General features: G+C 66.1%; 24 protein-coding genes and 1 pseudogene. 16 read left to right on the forward strand and 9 right to left on the reverse strand.

Annotated elements, in window-relative coordinates:
* From C5F46_RS13460 to C5F46_RS13480, 5 genes and pseudogenes are all read left to right on the forward strand, one after another.
* Positions 1-268: pseudogene (locus tag C5F46_RS13460) on the forward strand (phosphonate ABC transporter ATP-binding protein); the annotation flags it as partial.
* A gap of 43 nt (positions 269-311) precedes the next feature.
* Complete coding sequence (gene phnD / locus C5F46_RS13465; RefSeq protein WP_107325883.1) at positions 312-1,214, forward strand: phosphonate ABC transporter substrate-binding protein; 903 nt, start codon at positions 312-314, stop codon at positions 1,212-1,214.
* 56 nt (positions 1,215-1,270) lie between these two features.
* Positions 1,271-2,131 (forward strand): phosphonate ABC transporter, permease protein PhnE, encoded by an 861-nt coding sequence (gene phnE, locus C5F46_RS13470; protein WP_107325862.1) that lies wholly within the window; start codon positions 1,271-1,273, stop codon positions 2,129-2,131.
* Positions 2,128-3,456, forward strand: a complete 1,329-nt coding sequence (gene phnE / locus C5F46_RS13475; RefSeq protein ID WP_107325863.1) for a phosphonate ABC transporter, permease protein PhnE — start codon at positions 2,128-2,130, stop codon at positions 3,454-3,456. The genes phnE (C5F46_RS13470) and phnE (C5F46_RS13475) overlap by 4 nt, the downstream gene beginning before the upstream one ends.
* A gap of 3 nt (positions 3,457-3,459) precedes the next feature.
* The gene (locus C5F46_RS13480; protein ID WP_107325864.1) at positions 3,460-4,077 is read left to right on the forward strand and encodes an LbetaH domain-containing protein; all 618 of its coding nucleotides are present in this window, start codon (positions 3,460-3,462) and stop codon (positions 4,075-4,077) included.
* Positions 4,078-4,080: 3 nt separating this feature from the next.
* Here the strand turns inward: C5F46_RS13480 and C5F46_RS13485 are convergent, their stop codons facing one another.
* Together C5F46_RS13485 and phnF are read right to left on the reverse strand one after the other, a co-directional pair.
* Positions 4,081-5,262 (reverse strand): alpha-D-ribose 1-methylphosphonate 5-triphosphate diphosphatase, encoded by a 1,182-nt coding sequence (locus C5F46_RS13485; RefSeq protein ID WP_107325865.1) that lies wholly within the window; start codon positions 5,260-5,262, stop codon positions 4,081-4,083.
* 73 nt (positions 5,263-5,335) lie between these two features.
* Positions 5,336-6,046, reverse strand: coding sequence for a phosphonate metabolism transcriptional regulator PhnF (gene phnF, locus C5F46_RS13490; protein ID WP_107325866.1), 711 nt, complete (start codon positions 6,044-6,046; stop codon positions 5,336-5,338).
* Positions 6,047-6,154: 108 nt separating this feature from the next.
* On the opposite strand from phnF, the gene phnG reads away from it, so the two are divergent.
* The 8 genes from phnG to C5F46_RS13530 are packed head-to-tail and all read left to right on the forward strand — an operon-like array spanning position 6,155 to position 12,326.
* A complete protein-coding gene (gene phnG, locus C5F46_RS13495; protein WP_107325867.1) occupies positions 6,155-6,613 on the forward strand; it encodes a phosphonate C-P lyase system protein PhnG in 459 nt (152 codons plus the stop codon).
* Entirely contained in the window at positions 6,613-7,182 is a 570-nt protein-coding gene (gene phnH / locus C5F46_RS13500; protein WP_107325868.1) for a phosphonate C-P lyase system protein PhnH, read from the forward strand. The genes phnG and phnH overlap by 1 nt, the downstream gene beginning before the upstream one ends.
* Positions 7,182-8,273: a carbon-phosphorus lyase complex subunit gene (locus tag C5F46_RS13505; RefSeq protein WP_107325869.1), complete on the forward strand. Its 1,092-nt coding sequence runs from the start codon at positions 7,182-7,184 to the stop codon at positions 8,271-8,273. The genes phnH and C5F46_RS13505 overlap by 1 nt, the downstream gene beginning before the upstream one ends.
* The gene (locus C5F46_RS13510; RefSeq protein ID WP_107325870.1) at positions 8,270-9,139 is read left to right on the forward strand and encodes an alpha-D-ribose 1-methylphosphonate 5-phosphate C-P-lyase PhnJ; all 870 of its coding nucleotides are present in this window, start codon (positions 8,270-8,272) and stop codon (positions 9,137-9,139) included. The genes C5F46_RS13505 and C5F46_RS13510 overlap by 4 nt, the downstream gene beginning before the upstream one ends.
* Before the next feature lie 2 nt (positions 9,140-9,141).
* Positions 9,142-9,927: a phosphonate C-P lyase system protein PhnK gene (gene phnK, locus C5F46_RS13515; protein WP_107325884.1), complete on the forward strand. Its 786-nt coding sequence runs from the start codon at positions 9,142-9,144 to the stop codon at positions 9,925-9,927.
* Between the two features lie 2 nt (positions 9,928-9,929).
* Positions 9,930-10,610, forward strand: a complete 681-nt coding sequence (phnL, locus tag C5F46_RS13520) for a phosphonate C-P lyase system protein PhnL (RefSeq protein ID WP_107325871.1) — start codon at positions 9,930-9,932, stop codon at positions 10,608-10,610.
* Positions 10,607-11,191, forward strand: a complete 585-nt coding sequence (phnN, locus tag C5F46_RS13525) for a phosphonate metabolism protein/1,5-bisphosphokinase (PRPP-forming) PhnN (protein WP_328588581.1) — start codon at positions 10,607-10,609, stop codon at positions 11,189-11,191. Before phnL ends, phnN begins: the two co-directional genes overlap by 4 nt.
* Complete coding sequence (locus C5F46_RS13530; RefSeq protein ID WP_107325872.1) at positions 11,184-12,326, forward strand: alpha-D-ribose 1-methylphosphonate 5-triphosphate diphosphatase; 1,143 nt, start codon at positions 11,184-11,186, stop codon at positions 12,324-12,326. The genes phnN and C5F46_RS13530 overlap by 8 nt, the downstream gene beginning before the upstream one ends.
* A 63-nt stretch (positions 12,327-12,389) precedes the next feature.
* Here the strand turns inward: C5F46_RS13530 and cysN are convergent, their stop codons facing one another.
* The 3 genes from cysN to uraH all read right to left on the reverse strand — a co-directional run bounded on the left by cysN (position 12,390) and on the right by uraH (position 15,688).
* A complete protein-coding gene (cysN, locus tag C5F46_RS13535; RefSeq protein ID WP_107325873.1) occupies positions 12,390-14,294 on the reverse strand; it encodes a sulfate adenylyltransferase subunit CysN in 1,905 nt (634 codons plus the stop codon).
* On the reverse strand, positions 14,294-15,196 hold the full coding sequence (gene cysD, locus C5F46_RS13540) for a sulfate adenylyltransferase subunit CysD (protein ID WP_107325874.1): 903 nt from the start codon (positions 15,194-15,196) through the stop codon (positions 14,294-14,296). The genes cysN and cysD overlap by 1 nt, the downstream gene beginning before the upstream one ends.
* A gap of 138 nt (positions 15,197-15,334) precedes the next feature.
* Positions 15,335-15,688, reverse strand: coding sequence for a hydroxyisourate hydrolase (gene uraH / locus C5F46_RS13545; protein WP_107325875.1), 354 nt, complete (start codon positions 15,686-15,688; stop codon positions 15,335-15,337).
* 122 nt (positions 15,689-15,810) lie between these two features.
* Between uraH and puuE the strand changes: the two genes are divergently transcribed.
* The 3 genes from puuE to C5F46_RS13560 are packed head-to-tail and all read left to right on the forward strand — an operon-like array spanning position 15,811 to position 18,550.
* Entirely contained in the window at positions 15,811-17,220 is a 1,410-nt protein-coding gene (puuE, locus tag C5F46_RS13550; RefSeq protein ID WP_107325876.1) for an allantoinase PuuE, read from the forward strand.
* On the forward strand, positions 17,217-18,056 hold the full coding sequence (locus tag C5F46_RS13555; protein ID WP_107325877.1) for a bifunctional allantoicase/(S)-ureidoglycine aminohydrolase: 840 nt from the start codon (positions 17,217-17,219) through the stop codon (positions 18,054-18,056). Before puuE ends, C5F46_RS13555 begins: the two co-directional genes overlap by 4 nt.
* Positions 18,053-18,550: an ureidoglycolate lyase gene (locus C5F46_RS13560; RefSeq protein ID WP_107325878.1), complete on the forward strand. Its 498-nt coding sequence runs from the start codon at positions 18,053-18,055 to the stop codon at positions 18,548-18,550. Before C5F46_RS13555 ends, C5F46_RS13560 begins: the two co-directional genes overlap by 4 nt.
* Before the next feature lie 12 nt (positions 18,551-18,562).
* On the opposite strand, the gene C5F46_RS13565 is transcribed toward C5F46_RS13560, so the two are convergent.
* From C5F46_RS13565 to C5F46_RS13580, 4 genes are all read right to left on the reverse strand, one after another.
* Positions 18,563-19,693, reverse strand: a complete 1,131-nt coding sequence (locus C5F46_RS13565; protein ID WP_107325879.1) for an OpgC family protein — start codon at positions 19,691-19,693, stop codon at positions 18,563-18,565.
* Positions 19,686-21,494 (reverse strand): glucans biosynthesis glucosyltransferase MdoH, encoded by a 1,809-nt coding sequence (gene mdoH / locus C5F46_RS13570; protein ID WP_107325880.1) that lies wholly within the window; start codon positions 21,492-21,494, stop codon positions 19,686-19,688. The genes C5F46_RS13565 and mdoH overlap by 8 nt, the downstream gene beginning before the upstream one ends.
* Before the next feature lie 3 nt (positions 21,495-21,497).
* Positions 21,498-21,677, reverse strand: coding sequence for a hypothetical protein (locus C5F46_RS13575; RefSeq protein ID WP_107325881.1), 180 nt, complete (start codon positions 21,675-21,677; stop codon positions 21,498-21,500).
* A partial coding sequence (locus tag C5F46_RS13580; protein WP_181317754.1) for a glucan biosynthesis protein occupies positions 21,677-21,914 on the reverse strand: 238 nt, incomplete at its 5' end. The genes C5F46_RS13575 and C5F46_RS13580, both read right to left, overlap by 1 nt.

Genomic DNA, 21,914 nt, shown 5'->3' on the forward strand with positions numbered 1-21,914 from the left:
GATCGTGATGGATGCGCTGCGCCGCATCCATGAGGAAGACGGGCGCATGGTGATCGCCAACCTGCACACGCTGGACACCGCGCGGCGCTATTGCGACCGGGTGATCGGCATGCGCGACGGGCGCGTGGTGTTTGACGGCACGCCCGAACAACTGACCACCGGCGCCGCGCGCGACATTTACGGCGCCGACGAGAGTTTTTCCGAAGCGGCCACCTCGACCTCGATCGACGTTCTTGATGACGCCTATGCCGAGGCGATGCTGACCTGACCTTTCCCACCGGCCCCGCGGGGCCATGAAACCGGAGACGACCATGAAAAAGCTGCTTGCCGTTCTGGCTGCCTCGACCGCGCTGATCGGCGCTGCGCAGGCGCAGGAAATCAAGGAATTCAACATCGGCATTCTGGGCGGTGAAAACGCTCAGGACCGGATGACCTCGAACGAATGCCTTCGCAAATACGCCGAGGAAACGCTGGGCGTGCCGGTCAAACTGTTCACTCCGGCCGATTATGACGGTGTGGTGCAGGGTCTGCTGGGCGGCAGCATCGACATGGCGTGGCTGGGTGCCTCGGCCTATGCGAAAACCTACCTGACCGACCCTGAAGCGGTCGAGCCGGTTCTGGTCAAGGCCAATCTTGACGGCTCCTACACCTATCATTCCATCGGTTTTGCCCGCAAGGACAGCGGCATCACCAAACTGGAAGACGTCAAGGGCAAGAAGTTCGGCTTCGGCGATCCGAACTCGACCTCGGGCTATCTGATCCCCTCGGTCGAGATCCCCGAAGTGACCGGCGCCAGCATGAAATCGGGCGACTATTTCGGCGAAGTCCTGTTCACCGGCGGTCATGAGCAGACCATCGTGGCGGTCGCCAATGGTGCCATCGACGCGGGCGTGACCTGGGCCGACGGGCAGGGCGACTGGGAAGACGGCTACAATTCCGGCGCGCTGCGCAAGGCGGTTGATGCGGGTCTGGTGGACATGAACGACATCGTGGAAATCTGGAAGTCAAAGCCGATCCCGGAAGGCCCGGTGGTGCTGCGCAAGGCGCTGCCCGCCGATGTGAAGGCCAAGATGACCGAACTGGTCGCGGGGCTGCACGCGCGCGATGCACAATGCGCCTACAACGTGGCGGCGGGCGATACCGCAGGTTTCGTGCCGATCACGCATGACTACTACGGCTCGATCATCGCGGTGCGCAAGGCGCAGTCGAACTGATCTGATCATGACCGGGCGGACCCTGTTGAGGGTCCGCTTTTTTTCGCGGGGGGCACATGGCAGATATCGGGATCGGCGCGGCGGCGGTTTCCAGCCGTTACATGGCGCAGGTGCAGCGCAAGCGGCTGTATTCGGGCATTCTGCTGACGCTGTTCGTGCTGCTGATGGCGGCAGGGTTCAACCTGGCCGAAAACCGCAACGCGGGCGGGTTTCTGAACGGCATCACCCATATCTTCGACTTTCCCGCCGAGGTGCTGCACGAGGCGGTGCGCAACCACGCCAATCTGCCTGCGCTGTTCGCGCAGTTCCTGCCCTCGCTGATCGAGACGGTGAATATCGCCGCAGTGGCCACGCTGTTGGGGGCGCTGATGGCGGTGATGCTGGCTCTTCTGTCCACGCGCGGGCTGGCGCGCTATCCGCGGCTGATCCCGGTGTTTCGCCGCACCATGGATGCGATGCGCGCGATCCCCGAAATCGTGATTGCGCTGGTGCTGATCTTTATTCTTGGCGGCGGGCCGGTGCCGGCGATGATCGCCATCGCCTTTCACACCACGGGTGCGCTGGGCAAGCTTTTTTCCGAAGTGGCCGAAAACACCGATCTGAAGCCGGTCGAGGGGTTGGCCTCGGTCGGTGCCTCATGGCCGCAGAAGATGTGGCTGGGCGTGATCCCGCAGGTGGCGCCGAACTGGCTATCATACGCGCTGCTGCGGTTCGAGATCAACATTCGCGCCTCGTCGATCCTGGGCTTCGTGGGGGCGGGCGGCATCGGCTATGACCTGAAAACCGCGATGCAATGGGGGCAGGGAAAATACGATCAGGTGATCGCCATCTTCCTGCTGCTGTTTCTGACCATCGTCCTGGTGGACCAGGTGTCCGACCATTTCCGCAACCGTCTGGTCAAGGGGCGCCCGGCATGATGAGCGATACAGGCAGCGGCGCGTTGCGCGCCGAGGTGGGGGCGCTGTTCGCCCGCAAACGGCTGCTGGCCCTCGCCGCGCCGACGGCAATTCTGCTGTATCTGGTCTATGTGTTTTTCGCCTTCGACATTCCGGGCATCGCCAACCGCGCACGGATGGACAATGTGCGGATTCTGCTGTCGGATTTCTGGACCTACAAGACCCATGTCACGCGTGACAACCGGAGCGGCGATGTGATCGTGGCAATCGAGGGCGAGGCCAAGGGCACCTATGCGCCTGGCCAACTGCCCGACTGGGTTCGCCGCGAGGATGGCGTGACCCGGATTGATCTGGGGCAGGGCCATCAGGTGATCTATGAGGGCGCGGGCGCGCGCTACACCGTGCCGGGCTATGGCGAGATCGAGATCGTGCCCGAGGGCCGCGCGCTGCGCCTGACCGCGCCTGAGCCGCTGCCCGACTGGATCAACGCGTCCGATACGCGGGTGGCGGTGACGACCGATCAGGGCCGTTTCAGCTTTACCCGCAACCGCACCGAGGTGCTGCGCTATCAGCCGGGGTGGGAGTTGTTTTTCTTCACCCTCGACAGTCCGTTTTACGGCAAGCCCGCGCTGCAACTGGCCAGTCTGGCGCTGTGGGGTGAACGGGTCGATCCGGCACGGTCGAACATCGGCTACATGCTGGCAGAGTTCTGGACCAACAAGATGTGGCGGCACGGCGACGTGGTCTGGGCGCTGTTTGAAACGGTGCTGATGGCCTTTCTGGGCACCATCGGGGCGGCGCTGGCGGCCCTGCCGCTGGCCTTTGCGGCGGCGTCGAATTTTGCGCCGCTGCGGTCGGTGCGCTATGCGCTGCGCCGGGTGTTCGACTTTCTGCGCGGGGTTGATGGGCTGATCTGGACCATCATTCTCAGCCGCGCCTTCGGGCCGGGGCCGATGACAGGGGCCTTTGCGATCCTGCTCACCGACACCGGCAGCTTTGGCAAGATGTTCTCGGAGGCGCTGGAAAACATCGATGCCAAGCAGATCGAGGGGGTGCAATCCACCGGCGCCAATGCGCTGCAACGGGCGCGCTTTGGGGTGATGCCGCAGATCATGCCGGTGCTGCTGAGTCAGGTGCTGTATTATCTCGAAAGCAACACCCGCAGCGCCACCGTGATCGGGGCGATTGTGGGCGGCGGAATCGGGCTGTTGCTGACGCAGGCGATCAGCACCCAGAAAGACTGGGAGGAAGTCAGCTATTACATTGTGCTGATCATTCTGATGGTGATGGCCATGGATACGCTCTCGGGCTGGCTGCGCGCCCGGCTGATTGGGAACAAGGGGTAGATCATGCCAAAGCTTTCGCCCGATGCGCCGGTGGTGCAGCCGGAATGTGAAATCTCGGGAGCCACCTTTGGCCGCTATGTGCAGATCGGCCAGGGCACCCGGCTGTTGAATGCCGAGATCGGCGATTACAGTTATTGTGACCGGTTTTGCGACATTGCCAACACCACCGTCGGCAAGTTCGCCAACATCGCGGCCTTTGTGCGGATCGGGCCGACCGATCACCCGATGCATCTGGCCGCGCTGCATCATTTCCACTATCGCACCAGCTATTACTGGGACGACGAGCCCGACGATGCCGCCTTTTTCGCCCGCCGCCATGCCCGCCGCACCACGCTGGGTCATGACACCTGGATCGGGCACGGCGCGATCATCAAGCCCGAGGTGACGATCGGGCACGGCGCCGTGGTCGCGTCGGGGGCGGTGGTGACGCGCGACGTGGCGCCCTACATGATCGTGGCCGGGGTGCCCGCCACGCCACTGCGCGACCGCCTGCCTGCGCGGGTGGCCGACCGGCTGATGGCGCTGGCCTGGTGGGATTGGGGGCACGACGCGCTGCATGCCGCCATGGATGATTTCCGCCGCCTGCCCGCCGAGGCATTTCTGGAGAAATATGGCGGCTGAGGGTTACTCCGCCGCTATCCGCAGCGCCTGCGGCGCCGACAGAAAGCGCCGCCCCGCCTCGCCCGCAAGCCATGTCAGCCGCCCGCCGCAGATCGTGGCCTCGATCATCCGGGTTTCGGGGTTCATCACCACCAGATCGGCACGTTTGCCAAAGGTGATTTCGCCGCGGTCGGGCATCCGCAATATCTCGGCCGGGCCAGACGAGATCAGCGCCCAGGCGCGCGGCAGATCCAGCAGGCCGCGATCCACCAGCGCCCAGGCGGCCTGCGCCAGCGCGGGGTAGTAGTAATCCGACACCAGCGCATCGCACAGCCCCGCCGCCACCAGATCAGCTGCTGCCACATTGCCCGTATGGCTGCCGCCGCGCACAACATTGGGCGCGCCCATCACCACCGGATTCATCATCGCCTTGGCCGCCGCCGCCGCCTGCCAGGTGATGGGAAATTCAGCGATCCGCGCCCCGATCATCGAATACCGCTCGCGCGTTTCGCCATCGGGGTCATCGTGGCTGCCATAAAGCACGCCCAGGCCGTCAAACGCCTCGGCCAGACGGCACAGGTGGCGCGGCACCTCGCGCGCGCGGGCGGCGGCGATGTTGACCGCGTCCAGATGCGCCTCGGGCGTGCGCCCCAGCTTGCGCGCCCAAAGCGCGAAATCGGCGGGGTTCTTGCGCCAGATTTCCTGCGCCTCGGACAGGTGATCGTTGAACACGACGTAATCGACGCCATGGCGGCGCACCGCCTCGATCAGCCGGGGGCCGCTGTCCACCAGATGCGTTTCGCAGCGGATTTGCAGGCGCAGATCGGTCAGCGCGCGGGGGCGATAGGCGGTCAGCGCCGCCATCACCCGTTCGGCGTAATCGGGGCCGCGGGGGCCATCTTCCCAGCTCCAGCCCTGGGCGAGCCAGGCAGTGGTGACGCCATTTGCCGCCGCCTCGCGGTCGGCGCTTGCCAGCCCGGCGGTCAGGTCGAACTGGGCCGACGGGCGGGGGGCGATGTGGCGCTCGAACGCGTCGCCGTGCAGGTCGATGATGCCGGGCAATACCAGAAAGCCGCGCAGGTCCACCTCGGGCAGCGGGCCGCGGGTGATGCGCCCCTCGGCCAGCGCGACCGAGCGGTTCGACAGCGCGCCATCGCGCAGCGTCAGGGCGCCGACAAGGCGCAGGGGAGGCAGATAGGGGCTCATCGCGGTCGTGCCCTTAAAACAGGTTGGCCAATTTTATACGCCGTGAATGTTGCGGTGTGGTGACGGGCTGGTGTCAGTCTGGCGTCATCGTCAGCGTGACCCGGTCGCCCGCAAACCAGGTGTGGCCATATTCCACTGGGCGCCCCGCGCCATCGACGTTGATCGCCACGCTGCGCAGGATCGGTGCGCCCTCGGCGATGCGCAGGTGCAGCGCCTGCATCGCGGTGGCGAGTTTCGCGGTCAGCCGGGTGACGGCGCGGGTGTAATCGGCCACGCCCCCGCGCGCCAGCGCCGCGGTGACCGATCCGGTTTCGGTCAGGGCTGCGGGCAGGTCGGGGAAGCGGTCGGCGGGAAAGACCGAGCGAAACATCAGGATCGGCGCACCATCGGCGGAACTGACCCCTTCATGGACATGCACCATCGCCCCCGCAGGCAAGGCCAGCGCCTCGGCCTCGCGCGCCTCGGACCGGCGGGTTTCCATCCGCAGGATCGTTCGTTCTGGCAGGTGGCCTGCCGCGGCAAGGTTCTGGTGAAACCGCACCCGGCGGCCAATGGCATAGTCCAGCGGGCGGGCCGCGACGAACACCCCCGCGCCGCGGCGACTGTGCACGATACCACGCGCGCCCATGTCGGCCAGGGCATGGCGAATGGTGTGCCGGTTCACCCCGAAGCGCGCGGCCAGTTCTGCCTCGGTCGGCAGACGGTCGCCGGGGCGGTAGAGGTCTGCGGCGATTTCGGCGTCCAGCGTCGCCGCGATGGATTTCCAGATCGGGGTGCGGGGCATCGGTATGTCACCAAAAATTCACGGTTGGCCGACTTGCCCGATGGCACGGGCTGCGGTATGGATTTGTCTAGTTGTATAGTATTGCAGACAACTTCGCAAGGTGTCTAGATGACCAAGACCGATCCGGGGTCAGCCCCCGAAATCTTTGACCGTCAGGGCTGGATGGGCGTTCTGGCCAAGGCCGCGCCCGCGCGGCTGGCTGCCCTTTTCCCCGACGAACCCGCGCACGCGATGCTGCGCGCGCCCGAAGTGGGGGCGGTGATGGTGCGCGGGCACGCAGGCGGCACCGGCGCGCCGTTCAATCTGGGCGAAATGACGGTAACGCGCTGCACGCTGCGGCTGGCCGGCGGGCAGGTGGGCCATGCGATGGTGGCGGGCCGCGACCGGGTCCATGCCCGCCGCGCGGCACTGGTCGATGCGCTGATGCAGACCGACCGGGCTGGGGCGATCCGCGCCGCCGTGCTGGAGCCGCTGGTGGCCGAGGCGGCGGCGGCCCGCGCCACCCGCGCGGCCAAGGCGGCGGCAACGCGGGTCGAGTTTTTCACGCTGGTCCGGGGGGAAGACTGATGCACGACATGGCCTTGCAGGGCGGCTTTGCCGAGGCGCCGACCCAGTCGGCGCGCGCGTTTCGGGCGGTGCTGAACGCGCTGGCCCGGCCCGGCACCATCGAAACGCTGGTCGGCGCGCAGCCGCCCGCGCCCGCCTCGATCGCGGCCGGGGTGGCGCTGTTGACGCTGGCCGATGCCACGACGCCGGTGCATCTGGCGGGCGCGCATGACACGCCCGATCTGCGCGACTGGCTGACCTTTCACACCGGCGCGCCGCTGGTGGGGGCGGCCGAGGCGGTCTTTGCGCTGGGCACCTGGGTCGCGCTGGCGCCGATCACCCGCTTTGCCATGGGCAGCCCGGAATACCCCGACCGGTCGGCAACCCTGATCGTCGAGATGCCCGCGCTGCACCCTGCCGGTGCCCGCCTGACTGGCCCCGGCATCCGCGACACCGCGCATCTGAACCTGCCCGACATCGCGGCCCTGCGCGCCAATGCGGCGGACTTTCCACTGGGGCGCGATTTCCTGTTTTGTGCGGGCGACCGGCTGGCTGCCCTGCCGCGCAGCACCCAGGTGGAGGCAGTCTGATGTATGTGGCGGTGAAAGGCGGCGAGCGGGCGATCGAAAACGCCCATGCCTGGCTGGCCGAGGAGCGCCGGGGCGACCGGGCGGTGCCCGAACTGACGGTGGCGCAGATCCGCGAACAGATGGCCCTGGCGGTGAACCGGGTGATGGCCGAAGGTTCGCTCTACGACCCCGATCTTGCTGCGTTGGCGATCAAGCAGGCGCGGGGCGATCTGATCGAGGCGATCTTTCTGATCCGTGCCTATCGCACCACGCTGCCGCGGCTGGGCGCCTCGCGCCCGGTCGATACCGCCGCCATGGCCTGCATCCGCCGTATCAGCGCCACCTTCAAGGATGCGCCGGGCGGGCAGGTGCTGGGGCCGACCTTTGACTATACCCATCGGCTGCTGGATTTTGCGCTGATGGCCGAGTGCGATGTGCCCCCTGCGCCCGAGGCTTCCGCCACCCCCGGTCCGGTGCCCCACATCACCGGCTTTCTGAACCGCGACGGCCTGATCCAGACCGAAGCGGCGGGCGAGGCGACCCCGCCCGACCTGACGCGCGAGCCGCTGGAGTTGCCCGCAAGCCGCCCGCTGCGCCTTCAGGCGCTGGCGCGGGGGGATGAGGGGTTTTTGCTGGGGCTCGCCTATTCCACCCAGCGCGGCTATGCGCGCAACCACGCCTTTGTGGGTGAATTGCGCATCGGAACCGTGGCCGTCGAGGTGGACATCCCCGAGCTGGGCTTTGCCATCGAGGTGGCCGAGATCGAGTTGACCGAATGCGAAACCGTCAACCAGTTTGCCGGGTCGAAAACCGAGCCGCCGCAGTTCACCCGCGGCTATGGTCTGGTCTTTGGTCAGACCGAGCGCAAGGCGATTTCCATGGCGCTGGTCGATCGCGCGCTGCGCTGGCGCGAGTTGGGCGAGGATTTTCTGGGCGCCGCCGCGCAGGATGAGGAATTCGTGCTCAGCCACGCCGACAACATCCAGGCGACCGGGTTTCTGGAGCATATCAAGCTGCCCCATTACGTCGATTTTCAGTCGGAACTGGAGCTTGTCCGCCGCATCCGCGCCGAGGCAGAACTGGCGCAGGCCCAACCGGAGGCAGCCGAATGAACGATTATACCTTTGCCTATCTGGACGAACAGACCAAGCGCATGATCCGGCGCGCGATCCTGAAGGGGGTGGCGATCCCCGGCTATCAGGTGCCGTTCGCCAGCCGTGAAATGCCCATGCCTTACGGCTGGGGCACCGGCGGGGTGCAGGTGACGGCGGCCTGCCTGACGCCCGAGGATGTGCTGAAGGTCATCGACCAAGGCGCCGATGACACGACGAACGCGGTTTCGATCCGCAAATTCTTTCAGCGCACCGCAGGCGTGGCTGTGACCGAGGCGACGGTTGAGGCGAGCCTGATCCAGACCCGCCACCGCATCCCTGAGGCACCGCTGACCGAGGCGCAGATCCTGGTCTATCAGGTGCCGATCCCCGAGCCGCTGCGGTTTCTGGAACCGCGCGAGGTGGAAACGCGGCGAATGCACGCGCTGGAGGATTACGGGCTGATGCACGTCAAACTGTATGAAGACATCGCCCGGCACGGCGAGATCGCCACCGCCTATGCCTACCCCGTCAAGGTCGAGGGGCGCTATGTGATGGACCCGTCGCCGATCCCGAAATTCGACAACCCGAAACTGTCCGACAGCCCGGCGCTGCAATTGTTCGGCGCGGGGCGCGAGCAGCGCATTTATGCGCTGCCGCCCTACACCAGGGTTGTCAGTCTCGATTTTGACGATCACCCCTTTGTCGCCTCAAAGGCTGACCATGCCTGCGACCTGTGCGGGGCGGGCGACACCTATCTGGACGAGGTGATCATCGACGATGCGGGCGGGCGGATGTTTGTCTGTTCCGACACCGACCATTGCGGCAGCCGCAGGCGCGCGGGCCATGTCGGGCGGCTGGGCGTGCCCGGAAAGGAGGTGGCATGATGATGGCCACGGGTTCTGCTGCCCCGCTGTTTTCGGTGCGCGGGCTGACGAAACGCTATGGCGCGCGGATCGGCTGTGCCGATGTCGGGTTTGACCTTTTCCCCGGCGAGGTGATGGGGATCGTGGGCGAATCCGGTTCGGGCAAATCCACGCTCTTGAACTGCCTTGCCGGGCATCTGGTGCCTGACGCGGGCAAGGTGATCTTTGACACCCGCACCGACGGCCCGCGCGACACGCTGACGATGAGCGAGCCGGAACGGCGGATGCTGGCGCGCACCGACTGGGCCTTTGTGCACCAGAACCCGCGCGACGGGTTGCGGATGGGGGTTTCGGCGGGGGGCAATGTGGGCGAACGGCTGATGGCGGTGGGCGCGCGCAACTATGGCGCGATCCGGGCCACGGCGCTTGACTGGCTGGGCCGGGTCGAGATTGCCGCCGATCGGATCGACGACCGCCCCTCGGGCTTTTCGGGGGGGATGCAGCAGCGGTTGCAGATCGCGCGCAATCTGGTCACCGGGCCGCGGCTGGTGTTCATGGACGAACCGACCGGGGGCCTGGATGTCAGCGTGCAGGCACGACTGCTGGACCTGTTGCGTGGGCTTGTGCGCGAAATGGGTCTGTCGGCGATCATCGTGACGCATGACCTTGCGGTGGTGCGGCTTCTGGCAGACCGTCTGATGGTGATGAAGGGCGGCCATGTGGTCGAACAGGGCCTGACCGATCAGGTGCTGGATGACCCGCAGCACGCCTATACGCAGCTTCTCGTTTCCTCTGTTCTTCAGGTGTAGCCATGATCCGGGTCGAAAACCTGCACAAATCCTTCACCCTGCATAATCAGGGCGGCGCGGTGATCCCGGTGATGGCGGGGGCCAGCTTCAGTGTTGCGCCCGGCGAATGCGTGGCGCTGATCGGGTCGTCGGGGGCGGGAAAATCCACGCTGATGCGGATGATCTGGGGCAATTATCTGGCGGCCTCGGGCCATATCCTTGTGGGCGATACCGATGTGGCGGCGGCAGAACCGCGCGAGATATTGGTGCTGCGCCGGGCCACGCTGGGCTATGTCTCGCAGTTTCTGCGCGTTGTGCCGCGGGTGCCGACGATCGATGTGGTGGCCGAACCGCTGCGGGTGCTGGGTGTGCCCGCCGAACTGGCCCGCGCCCGCGCCGCCGATCTGCTGACGCGCCTGCGCATCCCGGAGCGGCTGTGGGCGCTGTCGCCCACCACCTTTTCGGGGGGCGAACAGCAGCGGGTGAACATCGCGCGCGGCTTTGCCCATGCCTACCCGGCAATGTTGCTGGATGAACCCACGGCAAGCCTTGACGCCGCCAACCGCGAAACCGTGCTGGGCCTGATCGAAGAGGCCAAGGCCCGCGGCGCGGCCATCGTGGGCATCTTCCATGACGAGGCGGCCCGTGCCCGTGTGGCGGATCGGGAAATCGACGTGGCGGCCTTTACCCCGAGGCCGGCATGACCGCGGGCCGCATGACCGGGCGCGTCTTTGCTGTGGTCGGGCCTTCGGGCGCGGGCAAGGATACGCTGATCGCCGAGGCCGCCGCGGCCCGGCCCGATCTGCATGTGGTGCGCCGCGTGATCACCCGCCCGTCCGAGGCCGGGGGCGAGCCGTTCGAGGGCGTGACCGAGGCCGAATTTGCCGCCCGCCGCGCGCGGGGCGAGTTTGCGCTGTTCTGGCAGGCGCATGGGCTGCACTATGGCATTCCCGCCAGTATGGCGGCGGCGCTGGCGGCGGGGCGGGATGTGGTTTTCAACGCCTCGCGCGCGGCGCTGGAAACGGCCTCGGCCCGGTTCCCCGAGATGCGCGTGATCCATGTCACCGCGCCGGTGGCCGAACTGGCCCGCCGCCTTGCCGCCCGAGGCCGCGAGACCGAGGCCGACATTGCCGAAAGGCTGACCCGCAGCGGCTATGCCCTGCCGCCGGGCCTGCCCGTTCAGACCGTCGTGAACGATGGCCCGCTGGAGGCCGCGATCAAAACCTTTATCGCCGCGTTTGAGACTGCCCCGAATGACCTTGCCCGAAAGACCGACCATGACTGAAACGATCCTTGCCAATGCCACGATCATTCTGCCCGGCGAAACCCTGCGCGGGTCTGTCCGCATCGCTGACGGGCAGATCGCCGAGATCGCGCAGGGGGCAGGGGTGCCGCCCGGCGCTGTAGATTGCGGGGGCGACCTGCTGGCGCCCGGCCTGATCGAGTTGCACACCGACAACCTTGAACGCCACATCGCGCCGCGCCCCAAGGTTGACTGGCCCCATGCCGCCGCGATCATCGCACATGATGCCGAACTGGCGGGCGTGGGCATTACCACGGTATTCGATGCGCTGCGGGTGGGCTCGATCGTGACGAACGGCAAGCTGGGCTATGGCGAATATGCCCGCGCGCTGGCCACCGAGATTTTGGATCTGCGGGTCCGCGGCGCGCTGCGCATCAGCCATTACCTGCATCTGCGGGCCGAGGTCTGTTCGGAAACCCTGATCGACGAAATGGCCCGCTTTGGCCCCGAGGACCGGGTGGGTATCGTATCTCTGATGGACCACACGCCGGGCCAGCGGCAGTTCCGCGACCTGTCGAAATTGCGCGACTATGTGGCGGGCAAGCGTGGCATGAGCGATGCGGAATTCGTTGATCATGTGGCCAGCCAGCAGGCGCTCCACGCGCGCCTGGGCGCCCGCCACGAGGCGGTGGCCCTGGCCGAGGCCGCGCGCTATGGTGCGGTGTTGGCCAGCCATGACGACACGCTGGAGGAACATGTGGCCACCTCAGCCCGCCACGGCATCCGGCTGGCCGAATTTCCCACCACGGTCGAGGCGGCGCGGGCCTGCCGGGCGCATGGTATTGCGGTGATGATGGGCGCGCCGAATCTGATCCGCGGCGGGTCGCATTCGGGCAATGTGGCGGCCGAAGATCTCGCGCGGCTCGACCTGCTTGATATCGTGTCGTCGGATTATGTGCCGTCGTCGCTGCTGGCGGCGGGGCTGATGCTGGGCGATTTGTGGGGCGACATGGCGCGCGGTATCGCCACCGTTACCGCTGCGCCCGCGGCGGCTGCGGGGCTGGCCGACCGGGGCCGCATTGCGCCGGGGCTGCGGGCCGATCTGATCCGGCTGCGCCGGATCGGCGGGGCGCCCGTGGTGCGCGAAGCCTGGGTTGCTGGCAACCGGGTGGCCTGAGCCGGGTAGCCCGCCCGGCCCGTTCCGACAGCACCGCAGCCGACCGGCGGGGGGCGGGGCGTCCTAGGGGATCAGCCAGCGTATGATCGCATCGGCGGCGTCTTCGGCAGACATCTGGGTGGTGTCGATGCGGATCTCCGGGGCTTCGGGCGGCTCATAGGGGCTGTCGATGCCGGTGAAGTTTTTCAATTGCCCCGCGCGCGCCTTTTTATACAGCCCCTTTACGTCGCGCCGTTCGGCCTCGGCCAGCGGCGTGTCGATATGCACCTCGATGAATTCGCCGGGCTGCATCATCTGGCGCACCATCTCGCGTTCGGCCCGGAACGGCGAGATGAAGGCGGTGATCACGATCAGGCCCGCATCGGTCATCAGTTTCGCCACCTCGCCCACGCGACGGATGTTTTCCACCCGGTCGGCATCGGTGAAGCCCAGATCCTTGTTCAGCCCGTGGCGCACGTTGTCGCCATCCAGCAGAAACGTGTGCCTGTTCATCCGCGCCAGTTTCTTTTCCACGATATTGGCGATGGTCGATTTGCCCGCCCCGGAAAGCCCGGTCAGCCACAGCACCGCAGGTTTTTGGTTTTTCAGCGCGGCGTGATGGTTGCGCGTGATGTCGGTGGCCTGCCAGTGGATGTTCTGGCTGCGACGCAGTGCAAAATGGATCATGCCTGCCGCGACCGTGGCGTTGGTCATCTTGTCGATCAGAATGAAGCCGCCCAGATCGCGGCTGTCGGCGTAGGGTTCAAACGCAATTTCGCGGTCGGTGGTGATGTTGGCCACACCGATGGCGTTCAGGTCCAGCGTCTTGGCGGCCAGATGGTCCAGCGTGTTGATGTTGATCTGGTATTTCGGGTGCAGGACGGTGGCGGAAACGGTCTGGGTGCCGATCTTCAGCCAATAGGGGCGGCCGGGCAGCAGCTCGGTTTCGTCCATCCAGACGAGGGTGGTTTCGAACTGGTCGGCGACCTGGGGCGGCGCATCGGCGGCGGCAATGACCTGACCGCGGGAACAGTCGATCTCATCTGCCAGGCACAGCGTCACCGACTGGCCCGCCACCGCCTGCGGCAGGTCGCCGTCAAAGGTGACGATGCGTGTGACGGTCGAGGTGCGCCCCGAGGGCAGCACCCGCACCGCATCGCCGGGGCGCAGCATGCCCGAGGCGATCAGCCCTGCGAAGCCGCGGAAATCGAGGTTGGGACGGCTCACCCATTGCACCGGCATCCGGAACGGGCGCGCCTGATCAAGGGTCTGATCGACCTCGACCGATTCCAGATGGGGCAGCAGCGCGGGCCCGGCAAACCACGGCGTGTTGGCGCTGGCCGCGGTGATGTTATCGCCCTTGAAGCCCGAAATCGGGATCGCCACAAAGTCGCCAATGCCGATGCTGTCGGCGAATGCCCGGTAATCGGCCACGATGCCGTCGAACACGGCCTGATCATAGCCCACAAGGTCCATCTTGTTCACCGCGAGCACGATGTGGCGGATGCCCAAGAGGTGTGTCAGATAGCTGTGCCGCCGGGTCTGCGTCAGCACGCCCTTGCGCGCGTCGATCAGGATCACGGCCAGATCGGCGGTTGAGGCGCCAGTGACCATGTTGCGGGTGTATTGTTCGTGGCCGGGCGTGTCGGCCACGATGAACTTGCGCTTTTCGGTGGCAAAAAAGCGATAAGCCACGTCGATGGTGATGCCCTGTTCGCGTTCGGCGGCCAGCCCGTCGACCAGCAGGGCAAAGTCGATCGCCTCGCCTTGTGTGCCCAGACGCTTGCTGTCTGCCTCCAGCGCGGCAAGCTGATCTTCAAAGATCATCTTGCTGTCATACAACAGCCGCCCGATCAGCGTGGACTTGCCGTCATCGACGGACCCGCAGGTGATGAAGCGCAGCATGGTCTTGTGCTGATGCGCCTCCAGATAGGCGTCGATATCCTCGGCGATCAGGGCCTCGGGGCGGTAGGCGGGCGTGTCGGTCATCAGAAATAGCCCTCCTGCTTTTTCTTTTCCATGCTGGCGGCCTGATCGTGGTCGATCGCGCGGCCCTGCCGTTCGGACGTGGTGGTCAGAAGCATTTCCTGAATGACCTCGGGCAGGGTGGTGGCGGTGCTTTCCACCGCGCCCGTCAGCGGGTAGCACCCCAGGGTGCGGAACCGCACCGGGCGGACCTGCGGCACCTCGCCGGGGCGCAGGCGGAAGCGGTCGTCATCGACCATCAGGATCAGCCCGTCGCGTTCCACAGTCGGCCGGGGGGCCGAAAAATAAAGCGGCACGATCTCGATGCCTTCAAGATGGATGTATTGCCAGATGTCGAGTTCCGTCCAGTTCGACAGTGGAAACACCCGGATGCTTTCGCCTTTGGCCTTGCGGGCGTTATAGAGCCGCCAAAGTTCGGGGCGTTGCTGTTTCGGATCCCAGCGGTGGGTGGCGGTGCGGAACGAAAATATCCGCTCCTTGGCGCGCGATTTTTCCTCGTCGCGGCGGGCGCCGCCAAAGGCCGCGTCAAAGCCGTATTTGTCCAGCGCCTGTTTCAGCCCTTCGGTCTTCCACAGATCGGTGTGCAACCCGCCGTGGTCAAAGGGGTTGATGCCGCGCTCCATCGCTTCGGGGTTGTGATAGACGATCAGTTCCATTCCCGCCGCCGCCGCCGCCCGGTCGCGCAGGGCATACATGTCGCGGAATTTCCAAGTCGTATCGACGTGCAGCAGCGGGAAGGGCGGCGGCGCGGGAAAGAACGCCTTTTTGGCCAGATGCAGCATCACCGCACTGTCCTTGCCGACGCTGTAGAGCATCACCGGCCGCTCGGCCTCGGCCACGACCTCGCGCAGGATGTGGATGCTTTCGGCTTCAAGCCTGCGAAGATGGGTCAGGGGTTCGGTCATGGGGCGGGTCTACAGTGCAAAAGGAAATTATCCGTCAATCTGTCAACTATTGCGCGAGGCTGTTCAAGGCTTCGATGGCGCGGTTGGCAACCCAAGGTCGGAATGGTGCATCTGCGGTGCCGCGTGACCCGGCTGGCCTCAACTGCCGCGATAGGTGGAATAGCCAAACGGCGACAGCAACAGCGGCACATGGTAATGCGCCGTCGCATCCGAAATGCCAAAGCGCACGGGGATTTCGTCCAGAAAGCGATGAGGTTCGGGCAGAAAGCCGTTGGTGTCGAACCATGCCCCGGCGTGAAACAGAAGCTCATAGGTGCCGGGCTGAAACTCGTCGGCGGGCAGGATCGCGCTGGCGGTGCGCCCGTCGGAATTGGTGCGCATCGTATGCAGCGGGCGCCTGCCGCCGTCGATACGGAACAGGTCGATCTGCATCCCCGAAGCGGGGCGGCCGCGGGCGGTATCCAGAACATGCGTTGTCAGCCAGCCGGTCATGCCTGTTTCTCCTGCTTGTGGGGCGATTATGCGCCAAACGCCGGGCAGGGCAAGGCCCCCGGCAGGGCTTGCAGAGCCGCGCACACCCCGCAATACTGCCCCGACGCTACCCGGAGACCCCCATGCGTTACCCCCGCGATTTCCGGGGCCACGGCCCCATCCCGCCCGATGCCCGCTGGCCGGGTGGCGCCCGCATCGCGGTGTCGCTGGTGCTGAATTACGAAGAGGGTGGCGAAAACTGCCTGCTGCATGGCGACGCGGCCTCTGAGGCCTTTCTGTCGGAAATCGTCGGCGCCGCGCCTTGGCCGGGGCAGCGGCACTGGAACATGGAATCCATATACGACTATGGCGCCCGCGCAGGTTTTTGGCGGCTGCACCGGCTGTTTGCCGGCATGGGGCTGCCTGTCACCGTGTTCGGGGTGGCCACCGCGCTGGCCCGCGCGCCCGAGCAGGTGGCTGCGATGCAGGCCGCAGGCTGGGAGATTGCCAGCCACGGGCTGAAATGGGTCGAGCACAAGGACATGCCCGAGGACGAAGAGCGCCGCCAGATCGCCGAGGCGATGCGGCTGCATACCGAGGTGACGGGGGCGGCGCCGACCGGCTGGTATACCGGGCGCTGTTCGGTCAACACGCTGCGGCTGGTGTCGGAACTGGGGCTGGGTTGGGTGTCGGATACCTATGACGACGATCTGCCCTACTGGTCCGATCTGGCAGGGCGCGATCAGCTGGTCATTCCCTATACGCTGGATGCCAATGACATGCGCTTTGCCACCGCGCAGGGCTTCAACACGGGCGATCAGTTCTTCACCTATCTGAAAGACAGCTTCGACGCGCTTTATGCCGAGGGGTTGGCAGGGCAGGCGCGGATGATGTCGGTCGGCCTGCATTGCCGGCTGGTGGGGCGACCGGGCCGGGTGGTGGGGCTGAAACGGTTTCTGGATTATGCCCGCGGGCATGAGGGCGTGTGGTTTGCCACCCGCGCCCAGATTGCCGCGCACTGGGCCGCAACGCATCCGCCGGTGGCCTTTGACCGGCCCAGCCGGATGCCGCGGGCGGCCTTTGTGGCGCGGTTCGGCGGCATCTATGAACACAGCCCCTGGGTTGCCGACCGCGCCTTTGATCTGGAGCTTGGCCCCGCGCATGACAGCGCGGTGGGGCTGGCCAATGCACTGGCGCGCGCCTTTCGCGCGGCTACACCCGAGGAGCGGCTGGCGGTGCTGCGCGCCCACCCCGACCTGGCTGGCCGACTGGCGCAGGCGCGTCGGCTGACCGGCGCCTCGACCGCCGAACAGGAGAGCGCGGGCCTTGATGCGCTGACCGACGCCGAGCGCGCCACGTTCGAGCGTCTGAACGCCGACTATGCCGCGCGGCACGGATTCCCGTTCATCATCGCCGTGCGCGACCATGACAAGGGGGGCATCCTTGCCGCCTTTCACCGCCGCATCGCACATGACAGCACCACCGAATTTGCCGAGGCCTGCGCCCAGGTCGAGCGTATCGCCACCCTGCGTCTGAAGGACATCCTGCCATGACCGTCTATTATACCCCCCAAGGCGGCCTGCCGCCGCAGACCGCGCTGCACACCGGCCGCGCCACCTTTACCGATGCCTATGCGGTGATCCCGCGGGGGGTATTTTCCGATATCGTGACATCTTTCCTGCCGGGCTGGGCAGGCACCCGCGCCTGGGTGCTGGCGCGACCGCTGTCGGGCTTTGCCGAAAGCTTCAGCCACTATCTGATGGAGGTCGCGCCTGATGGTGGCTCGGACCTGCCCGAACCGGAGGCGGGGGCCGAGGCGGTGCTGTTTGTCACCTGCGGCGAGTTGTGGCTGTGGCTGGATGGCGAAGAGCACGAACTGGCGCCGGGGGGCTATGCCTATATTCCCGCGGGCACGCCGTGGCGGCTGCGCAACGGCACCGATGCGCCCGCCAGTTTTCACTGGATACGCAAGCTGTATGAATCCGCACCGGGGATCGCGGCGCCCGCGCCTTTCGTGACCAATGAAACCGAGATCGCGCCCAGCCCGATGCCCGGTACCGAGGGGCGCTGGGCCACCACGCGTTTTGTCGATCCCGAAGATCTGGCGCATGACATGCAGGTCAACATCGTCACCTTCCAGCCCGGCGGCACCATCCCGTTCGAGGAAACGCATGTGATGGAACATGGACTCTATGTTTTGGAGGGCAAGGCCGTCTACCGGCTGAACCGCGACTGGGTCGAGGTCGAGGCGGGCGATTACCTGTGGTTGCGCGCCTTTTGCCCGCAGGCCTGCTATGCGGGCGGGCCGGGGCCGTTTCGGTATCTGCTTTACAAGGACGTGAACCGTCACGCCCGGCTGCGCGGCCCCGGCGCCTTTGGCGGGCCGTGACCGCGCGTGACATTCGGGCCGTGCCGCTGGCGGCGGCGGCTTTCGCCCCCTTTGGCGATGTGCTGGAGGCGGCGGGCGCCCCTGACCGGATCATCAACGCGGGCCATTGCGCCCGGTTTCATGACCGGGCGCGGCTGGATTTTGGCCCCGATGGGCGCGCGGGTATCTCGGTCTTTATGGCCGAGCCGCGGGCGCTGCCCTACCGGCTTGACCTGCTCGAACGCCACCCCGAGGGCAGTCAGGCCTTCATCCCGATGAGCCTTGCGCCGTTTCTGGTGATTGTCGCGCCTGATGCGGGCGGGTTCCCCGGTCAGCCGCAGGCGTTTCTGACGGCGCCGGGGCAGGGGGTGAACCTTTTGCGCGGCACATGGCATGGGGTGCTGACGCCGCTGGCCGCCCCCGGCCTGTTCGCCGTGATCGACCGGATCGGGCCGGGCGCGAACCTTGAAGAGGTGGCACTCGCCGAGCCTTGGGTGATTGTCGGCGGGCCCTGATACGGCGCGGGCCTAGCGTTGACGCACCCGCTCACGCGCCCAGGCCAGTGCCAGTTGCAGACAGATCCCGCCGCCGATCACGCCGACATCCAGCCATCCGCTGGGGGCGTTCGCGCCCTTGATGACCTGACAGGTCAGGCTGAGGATCGTGCCCAGCGCAAAGACCGGCAGCGCCTGCCGCCCCAGCAGCGCCAGAGGTGCAGCCAGGGCCGACCCCGCCGCGCGCCGGACGACGGGCAGCGAGGATATCAGATAGGTGATCGCCAGAATGTGCAAAAGCCGCGGCAGGGTCAGGAAGGTCTTGTCGAAGGCGCTGATGTAGAACGGTGCACCCGCCTCGGAGAGCTGCCACATCCGGTGGTTCATCGCGGCGGCGAAGTCGGGGCTTTTGGTCCAGACCAGCGCAAGGATCAGATAGGCCGCCGCCAGCAATTGCAGCCATCGCCATACCGGCACCAGTCTGCGCCCGGCGCGCAGGAAGAGGCCCGTCACGAGGCCGATCACGAAGATCAGTTGCCATGCCAAAGGGTTGAAGAACCAGCCGCCCGGATTGGGGTAGTTCGGCAGGTTCAGCCGGAACTGCCCGGTCAGCGCCCAGAATGCCACCGAGGCCGCCAGCAGCAGATAAGGCCAGCGATGCGCGGCCCAGAGCATCGCCGGCGCACCGGCCAGCAGCACCGCATACATCGGCAGGATATTCACATAGCCCAGCTGATGCCCCATCAGCGGAATGCCGATCATCACCCCCAGCGGGTCGTTGAAGATCGGGGCGAAGTTGTTTTGCGACAGCAGGCCTACGACATCAAACCAGCGCGCCCCCGCGGCGACGACCCCGATGACCGCGATGGTGACCATGATATGCACCAGATAGAGGGTCCATATCCGGTGCCCGATCCGCAGCACTGTGGGCAGGATCGGTGCGCGCGCCATGCCCGGCCCATAGGCGATCCCTGCCGCGATGCCGGACATCAGTACAAAGCCCTCGGCGGCGTCGGAAAAGCCGAAATTGCGCGAGGTGTAGTTTTCAAACACCGTGCCCGGAATATGGTTGATGAAGATCATCACCAGCGCAAGGCCGCGAAAAACGTCAAGCCTCGGGTCGCGTCGGCTGACGCGATCCGGGGCCGAAATGGTGTCAGCCATTGGCAGGCTCCGGTTGGGCGGAAATGGGCAGCGCGCCCAGGCCCGGCAGGTCAGGGCCGTGGCCGACCCATTTCGCGCGGATCGCATCGTGGCGTACGACCACCGGGGCAGCGCTGGATTCGGTGGGAGTCAGGAACAGCCGCGACCGGCTGGGGCGCGCCGTCCACCAGATCACTGCCGGCGCCAAGATCATCGGCAGCACCACCGGCATCAGCCAGAACACCAGATCAGGTGCCAGAAACCACGTCACCGCAAAACCGGCGGTGCCGATCATGCTGATCCAGTTCGACGCGGCCCAGGCCTCGGACAGGCTGAGCGTGCCATCGCCGCGGTTGTTGGCGGGCCAGCCGCCATCGCGCCCGAAGAGAACCTGCAAGACCGAGCGCGTCTGATACATCAGAAACACCGGCGCGGTGATCGACGACAGCAAAAGCTCTGTCAGTGTCGAGGCAAAGGCCCGCGCGCCTCCGCCAAAGCCACGGGCCCGGCGTGACCAGGCCGCATCGGTGGCGATCAGCAGTTTGGGCAGCAGCAGCAGCCCGAAAATGCCGATTGCCAGCGAAATGGCCTTTGATTTCTCGTTCGCGGGAAACACCGGGAAGGGCCAGTAGGGTTCGGGAAAATAATTGTGCGGCGCGGCCAGCACCGCCGCCGCGATAGAGGCCAGAATGAAGCCCAACCAGAACAGCGGCGCGATATAGGCAAAGATGCCCTGCACGAAAACGAACCTGCTCCAGAGTTTCAAGCCGGGGGCAAGGATCAGGCGGCTGTGTTGCAGGTTGCCTTGACACCACCGGCGGTCGCGCTTGGCATGATCGACGATGTTTTCCGGGCCTTCCTCGAACGAGCCTTCCAGATCGTCATCAAGCCGCACACGCCAGCCCGCGCGGGCCAGAAGCGCGGCTTCGACGTAATCATGGCTGAGAATGTGGCCACCAAAGGGCGGTTTGCCCTTCAGTTCGGGCAGACCACAGCTTTCGGCGAAGGCGCGCACCCGCACCATGGCATTGTGGCCCCAGAACGGCCCGGCGCGGCCCTGCATCATGGCAAGACCGCGGGCAAAGACGGGCGAGTAGAACGAAGCCGAAAACTGCATTGCCCGGCCAAAGCGGGTGTTGGCGCGGATCACCTTGGGCAGCGATTGCAGCAGGCCCAGATCGGGTTCGGCCTCGATCCGGCGGGCCATCTCGACGATGGTGTCGCCCTCCATCAGGCTGTCGGCGTCCAGGATCAGCGCATAGTCATAGGCCGCCCCGGAGCGCGCAAAGAAATCCTCGATATTGCCTGCCTTCTTGCCGGTGTTTTCGGAACGACGGCGGTAGAACATCCGCCCGGCCCCGCCGGTATCGTTCAGCAGCCGCAGGAACCACAGCTTTTCCAGCGCGGCGATGTCGTCGTTGCGCGTGTCGGACAGGATCGCAAAGTGGAACACGCCCTCGACCCCGGTCGCCTGGATCGAGGCATCCATGGCCGCGATGCGCGAAAAGGTCGTCAGCGGGTCTTCGTTGTAGACCGGAACCAGCACGACGGTGCGGCCCCGAATCGGCCCGTCAGGTTGCGGTCGCACCGGGGCTACGGCTTGCGTCGTCAGCCCCATAAGGCCCTGCGCCGCGCCCCAAGCGAGCCACCATGTGGAGATCAGGATCAACGCAGCGCGTGCAATATCCAGGCTGTCCAGCCCGTCTGCCGCGCCGAATTGCAGGAACAGCACAAAAGCCACCGCCGCAGCCGCAATGCTGACCAAAAGCGTCAGAAAGCGCGCTCGGGCGACGCCCGGCACGCGCGACACGGCGCGGGTCATGGGTCAGCTCTCGGACCGGGGGGCGCCGGTGTCTAGCGCACGGCCCAGTGCCGGACGCGACCGGAGCCGCGACTCGGTTTCGAGCATCTGCTTGGGCATCGAAAGGGGGGCCGAAGGGAGCGCGCCAAGGGTGTCTACCAGGCGGTCGATCTCGGCCAGAACCATCATGTCAGGTTTGAGCATCAGGCCACAATCCATTGATAAAGCCAGGTTTCAGACAGTTTGCGGCCGTGGCCGCGCAAATGAGCGCCCAGTTCCACGGTTGCTTCGGAATTCCCGGCGACGTCGATCACGAGCCGCCAGACGTCGCTGTCCGATATCTTGGACAGCGTTTTGGTAACGATCGTCCCGTTGGTCGCGCTGACGACCGCCTCCAATTGGGTGTCTTCGGGCATTTCCGCAAGGACGCCCCCCCGAAAA

The sequence above is a fragment of the Phaeovulum veldkampii DSM 11550 genome (genome assembly GCF_003034995.1).
Taxonomy (GTDB): domain Bacteria; phylum Pseudomonadota; class Alphaproteobacteria; order Rhodobacterales; family Rhodobacteraceae; genus Phaeovulum; species Phaeovulum veldkampii.

What these genes read in the sequence shown, in the direction of transcription:
- mdoH (WP_107325880.1), bottom strand. Translation starts at nt 21,494, where the DNA reads ATGACCCGCGCCGTGTCGCGCGTGCCGGGCGTCGCCCGAGCGCGCTTT.
- uraH (WP_107325875.1), bottom strand. Translation starts at nt 15,688, where the DNA reads ATGACCGGCTGGCTGACAACGCATGTTCTGGATACCGCCCGCGGCCGC.
- C5F46_RS13575 (WP_107325881.1), bottom strand. Translation starts at nt 21,677, where the DNA reads ATGCTCAAACCTGACATGATGGTTCTGGCCGAGATCGACCGCCTGGTA.
- C5F46_RS13510 (WP_107325870.1), top strand. Translation starts at nt 8,270, where the DNA reads ATGAACGATTATACCTTTGCCTATCTGGACGAACAGACCAAGCGCATG.
- C5F46_RS13530 (WP_107325872.1), top strand. Translation starts at nt 11,184, where the DNA reads ATGACTGAAACGATCCTTGCCAATGCCACGATCATTCTGCCCGGCGAA.
- phnL (WP_107325871.1), top strand. Translation starts at nt 9,930, where the DNA reads ATGATCCGGGTCGAAAACCTGCACAAATCCTTCACCCTGCATAATCAG.
- phnE (WP_107325862.1), top strand. Translation starts at nt 1,271, where the DNA reads ATGGCAGATATCGGGATCGGCGCGGCGGCGGTTTCCAGCCGTTACATG.
- C5F46_RS13480 (WP_107325864.1), top strand. Translation starts at nt 3,460, where the DNA reads ATGCCAAAGCTTTCGCCCGATGCGCCGGTGGTGCAGCCGGAATGTGAA.
- cysN (WP_107325873.1), bottom strand. Translation starts at nt 14,294, where the DNA reads ATGACCGACACGCCCGCCTACCGCCCCGAGGCCCTGATCGCCGAGGAT.
- phnD (WP_107325883.1), top strand. Translation starts at nt 312, where the DNA reads ATGAAAAAGCTGCTTGCCGTTCTGGCTGCCTCGACCGCGCTGATCGGC.
- phnE (WP_107325863.1), top strand. Translation starts at nt 2,128, where the DNA reads ATGATGAGCGATACAGGCAGCGGCGCGTTGCGCGCCGAGGTGGGGGCG.
- phnF (WP_107325866.1), bottom strand. Translation starts at nt 6,046, where the DNA reads ATGCCCCGCACCCCGATCTGGAAATCCATCGCGGCGACGCTGGACGCC.
- phnH (WP_107325868.1), top strand. Translation starts at nt 6,613, where the DNA reads ATGCACGACATGGCCTTGCAGGGCGGCTTTGCCGAGGCGCCGACCCAG.
- phnK (WP_107325884.1), top strand. Translation starts at nt 9,142, where the DNA reads ATGGCCACGGGTTCTGCTGCCCCGCTGTTTTCGGTGCGCGGGCTGACG.
- phnG (WP_107325867.1), top strand. Translation starts at nt 6,155, where the DNA reads ATGACCAAGACCGATCCGGGGTCAGCCCCCGAAATCTTTGACCGTCAG.
- C5F46_RS13505 (WP_107325869.1), top strand. Translation starts at nt 7,182, where the DNA reads ATGTATGTGGCGGTGAAAGGCGGCGAGCGGGCGATCGAAAACGCCCAT.
- puuE (WP_107325876.1), top strand. Translation starts at nt 15,811, where the DNA reads ATGCGTTACCCCCGCGATTTCCGGGGCCACGGCCCCATCCCGCCCGAT.
- C5F46_RS13565 (WP_107325879.1), bottom strand. Translation starts at nt 19,693, where the DNA reads ATGGCTGACACCATTTCGGCCCCGGATCGCGTCAGCCGACGCGACCCG.
- C5F46_RS13485 (WP_107325865.1), bottom strand. Translation starts at nt 5,262, where the DNA reads ATGAGCCCCTATCTGCCTCCCCTGCGCCTTGTCGGCGCCCTGACGCTG.
- cysD (WP_107325874.1), bottom strand. Translation starts at nt 15,196, where the DNA reads ATGACCGAACCCCTGACCCATCTTCGCAGGCTTGAAGCCGAAAGCATC.
- phnN (WP_328588581.1), top strand. Translation starts at nt 10,607, where the DNA reads ATGACCGCGGGCCGCATGACCGGGCGCGTCTTTGCTGTGGTCGGGCCT.
- C5F46_RS13555 (WP_107325877.1), top strand. Translation starts at nt 17,217, where the DNA reads ATGACCGTCTATTATACCCCCCAAGGCGGCCTGCCGCCGCAGACCGCG.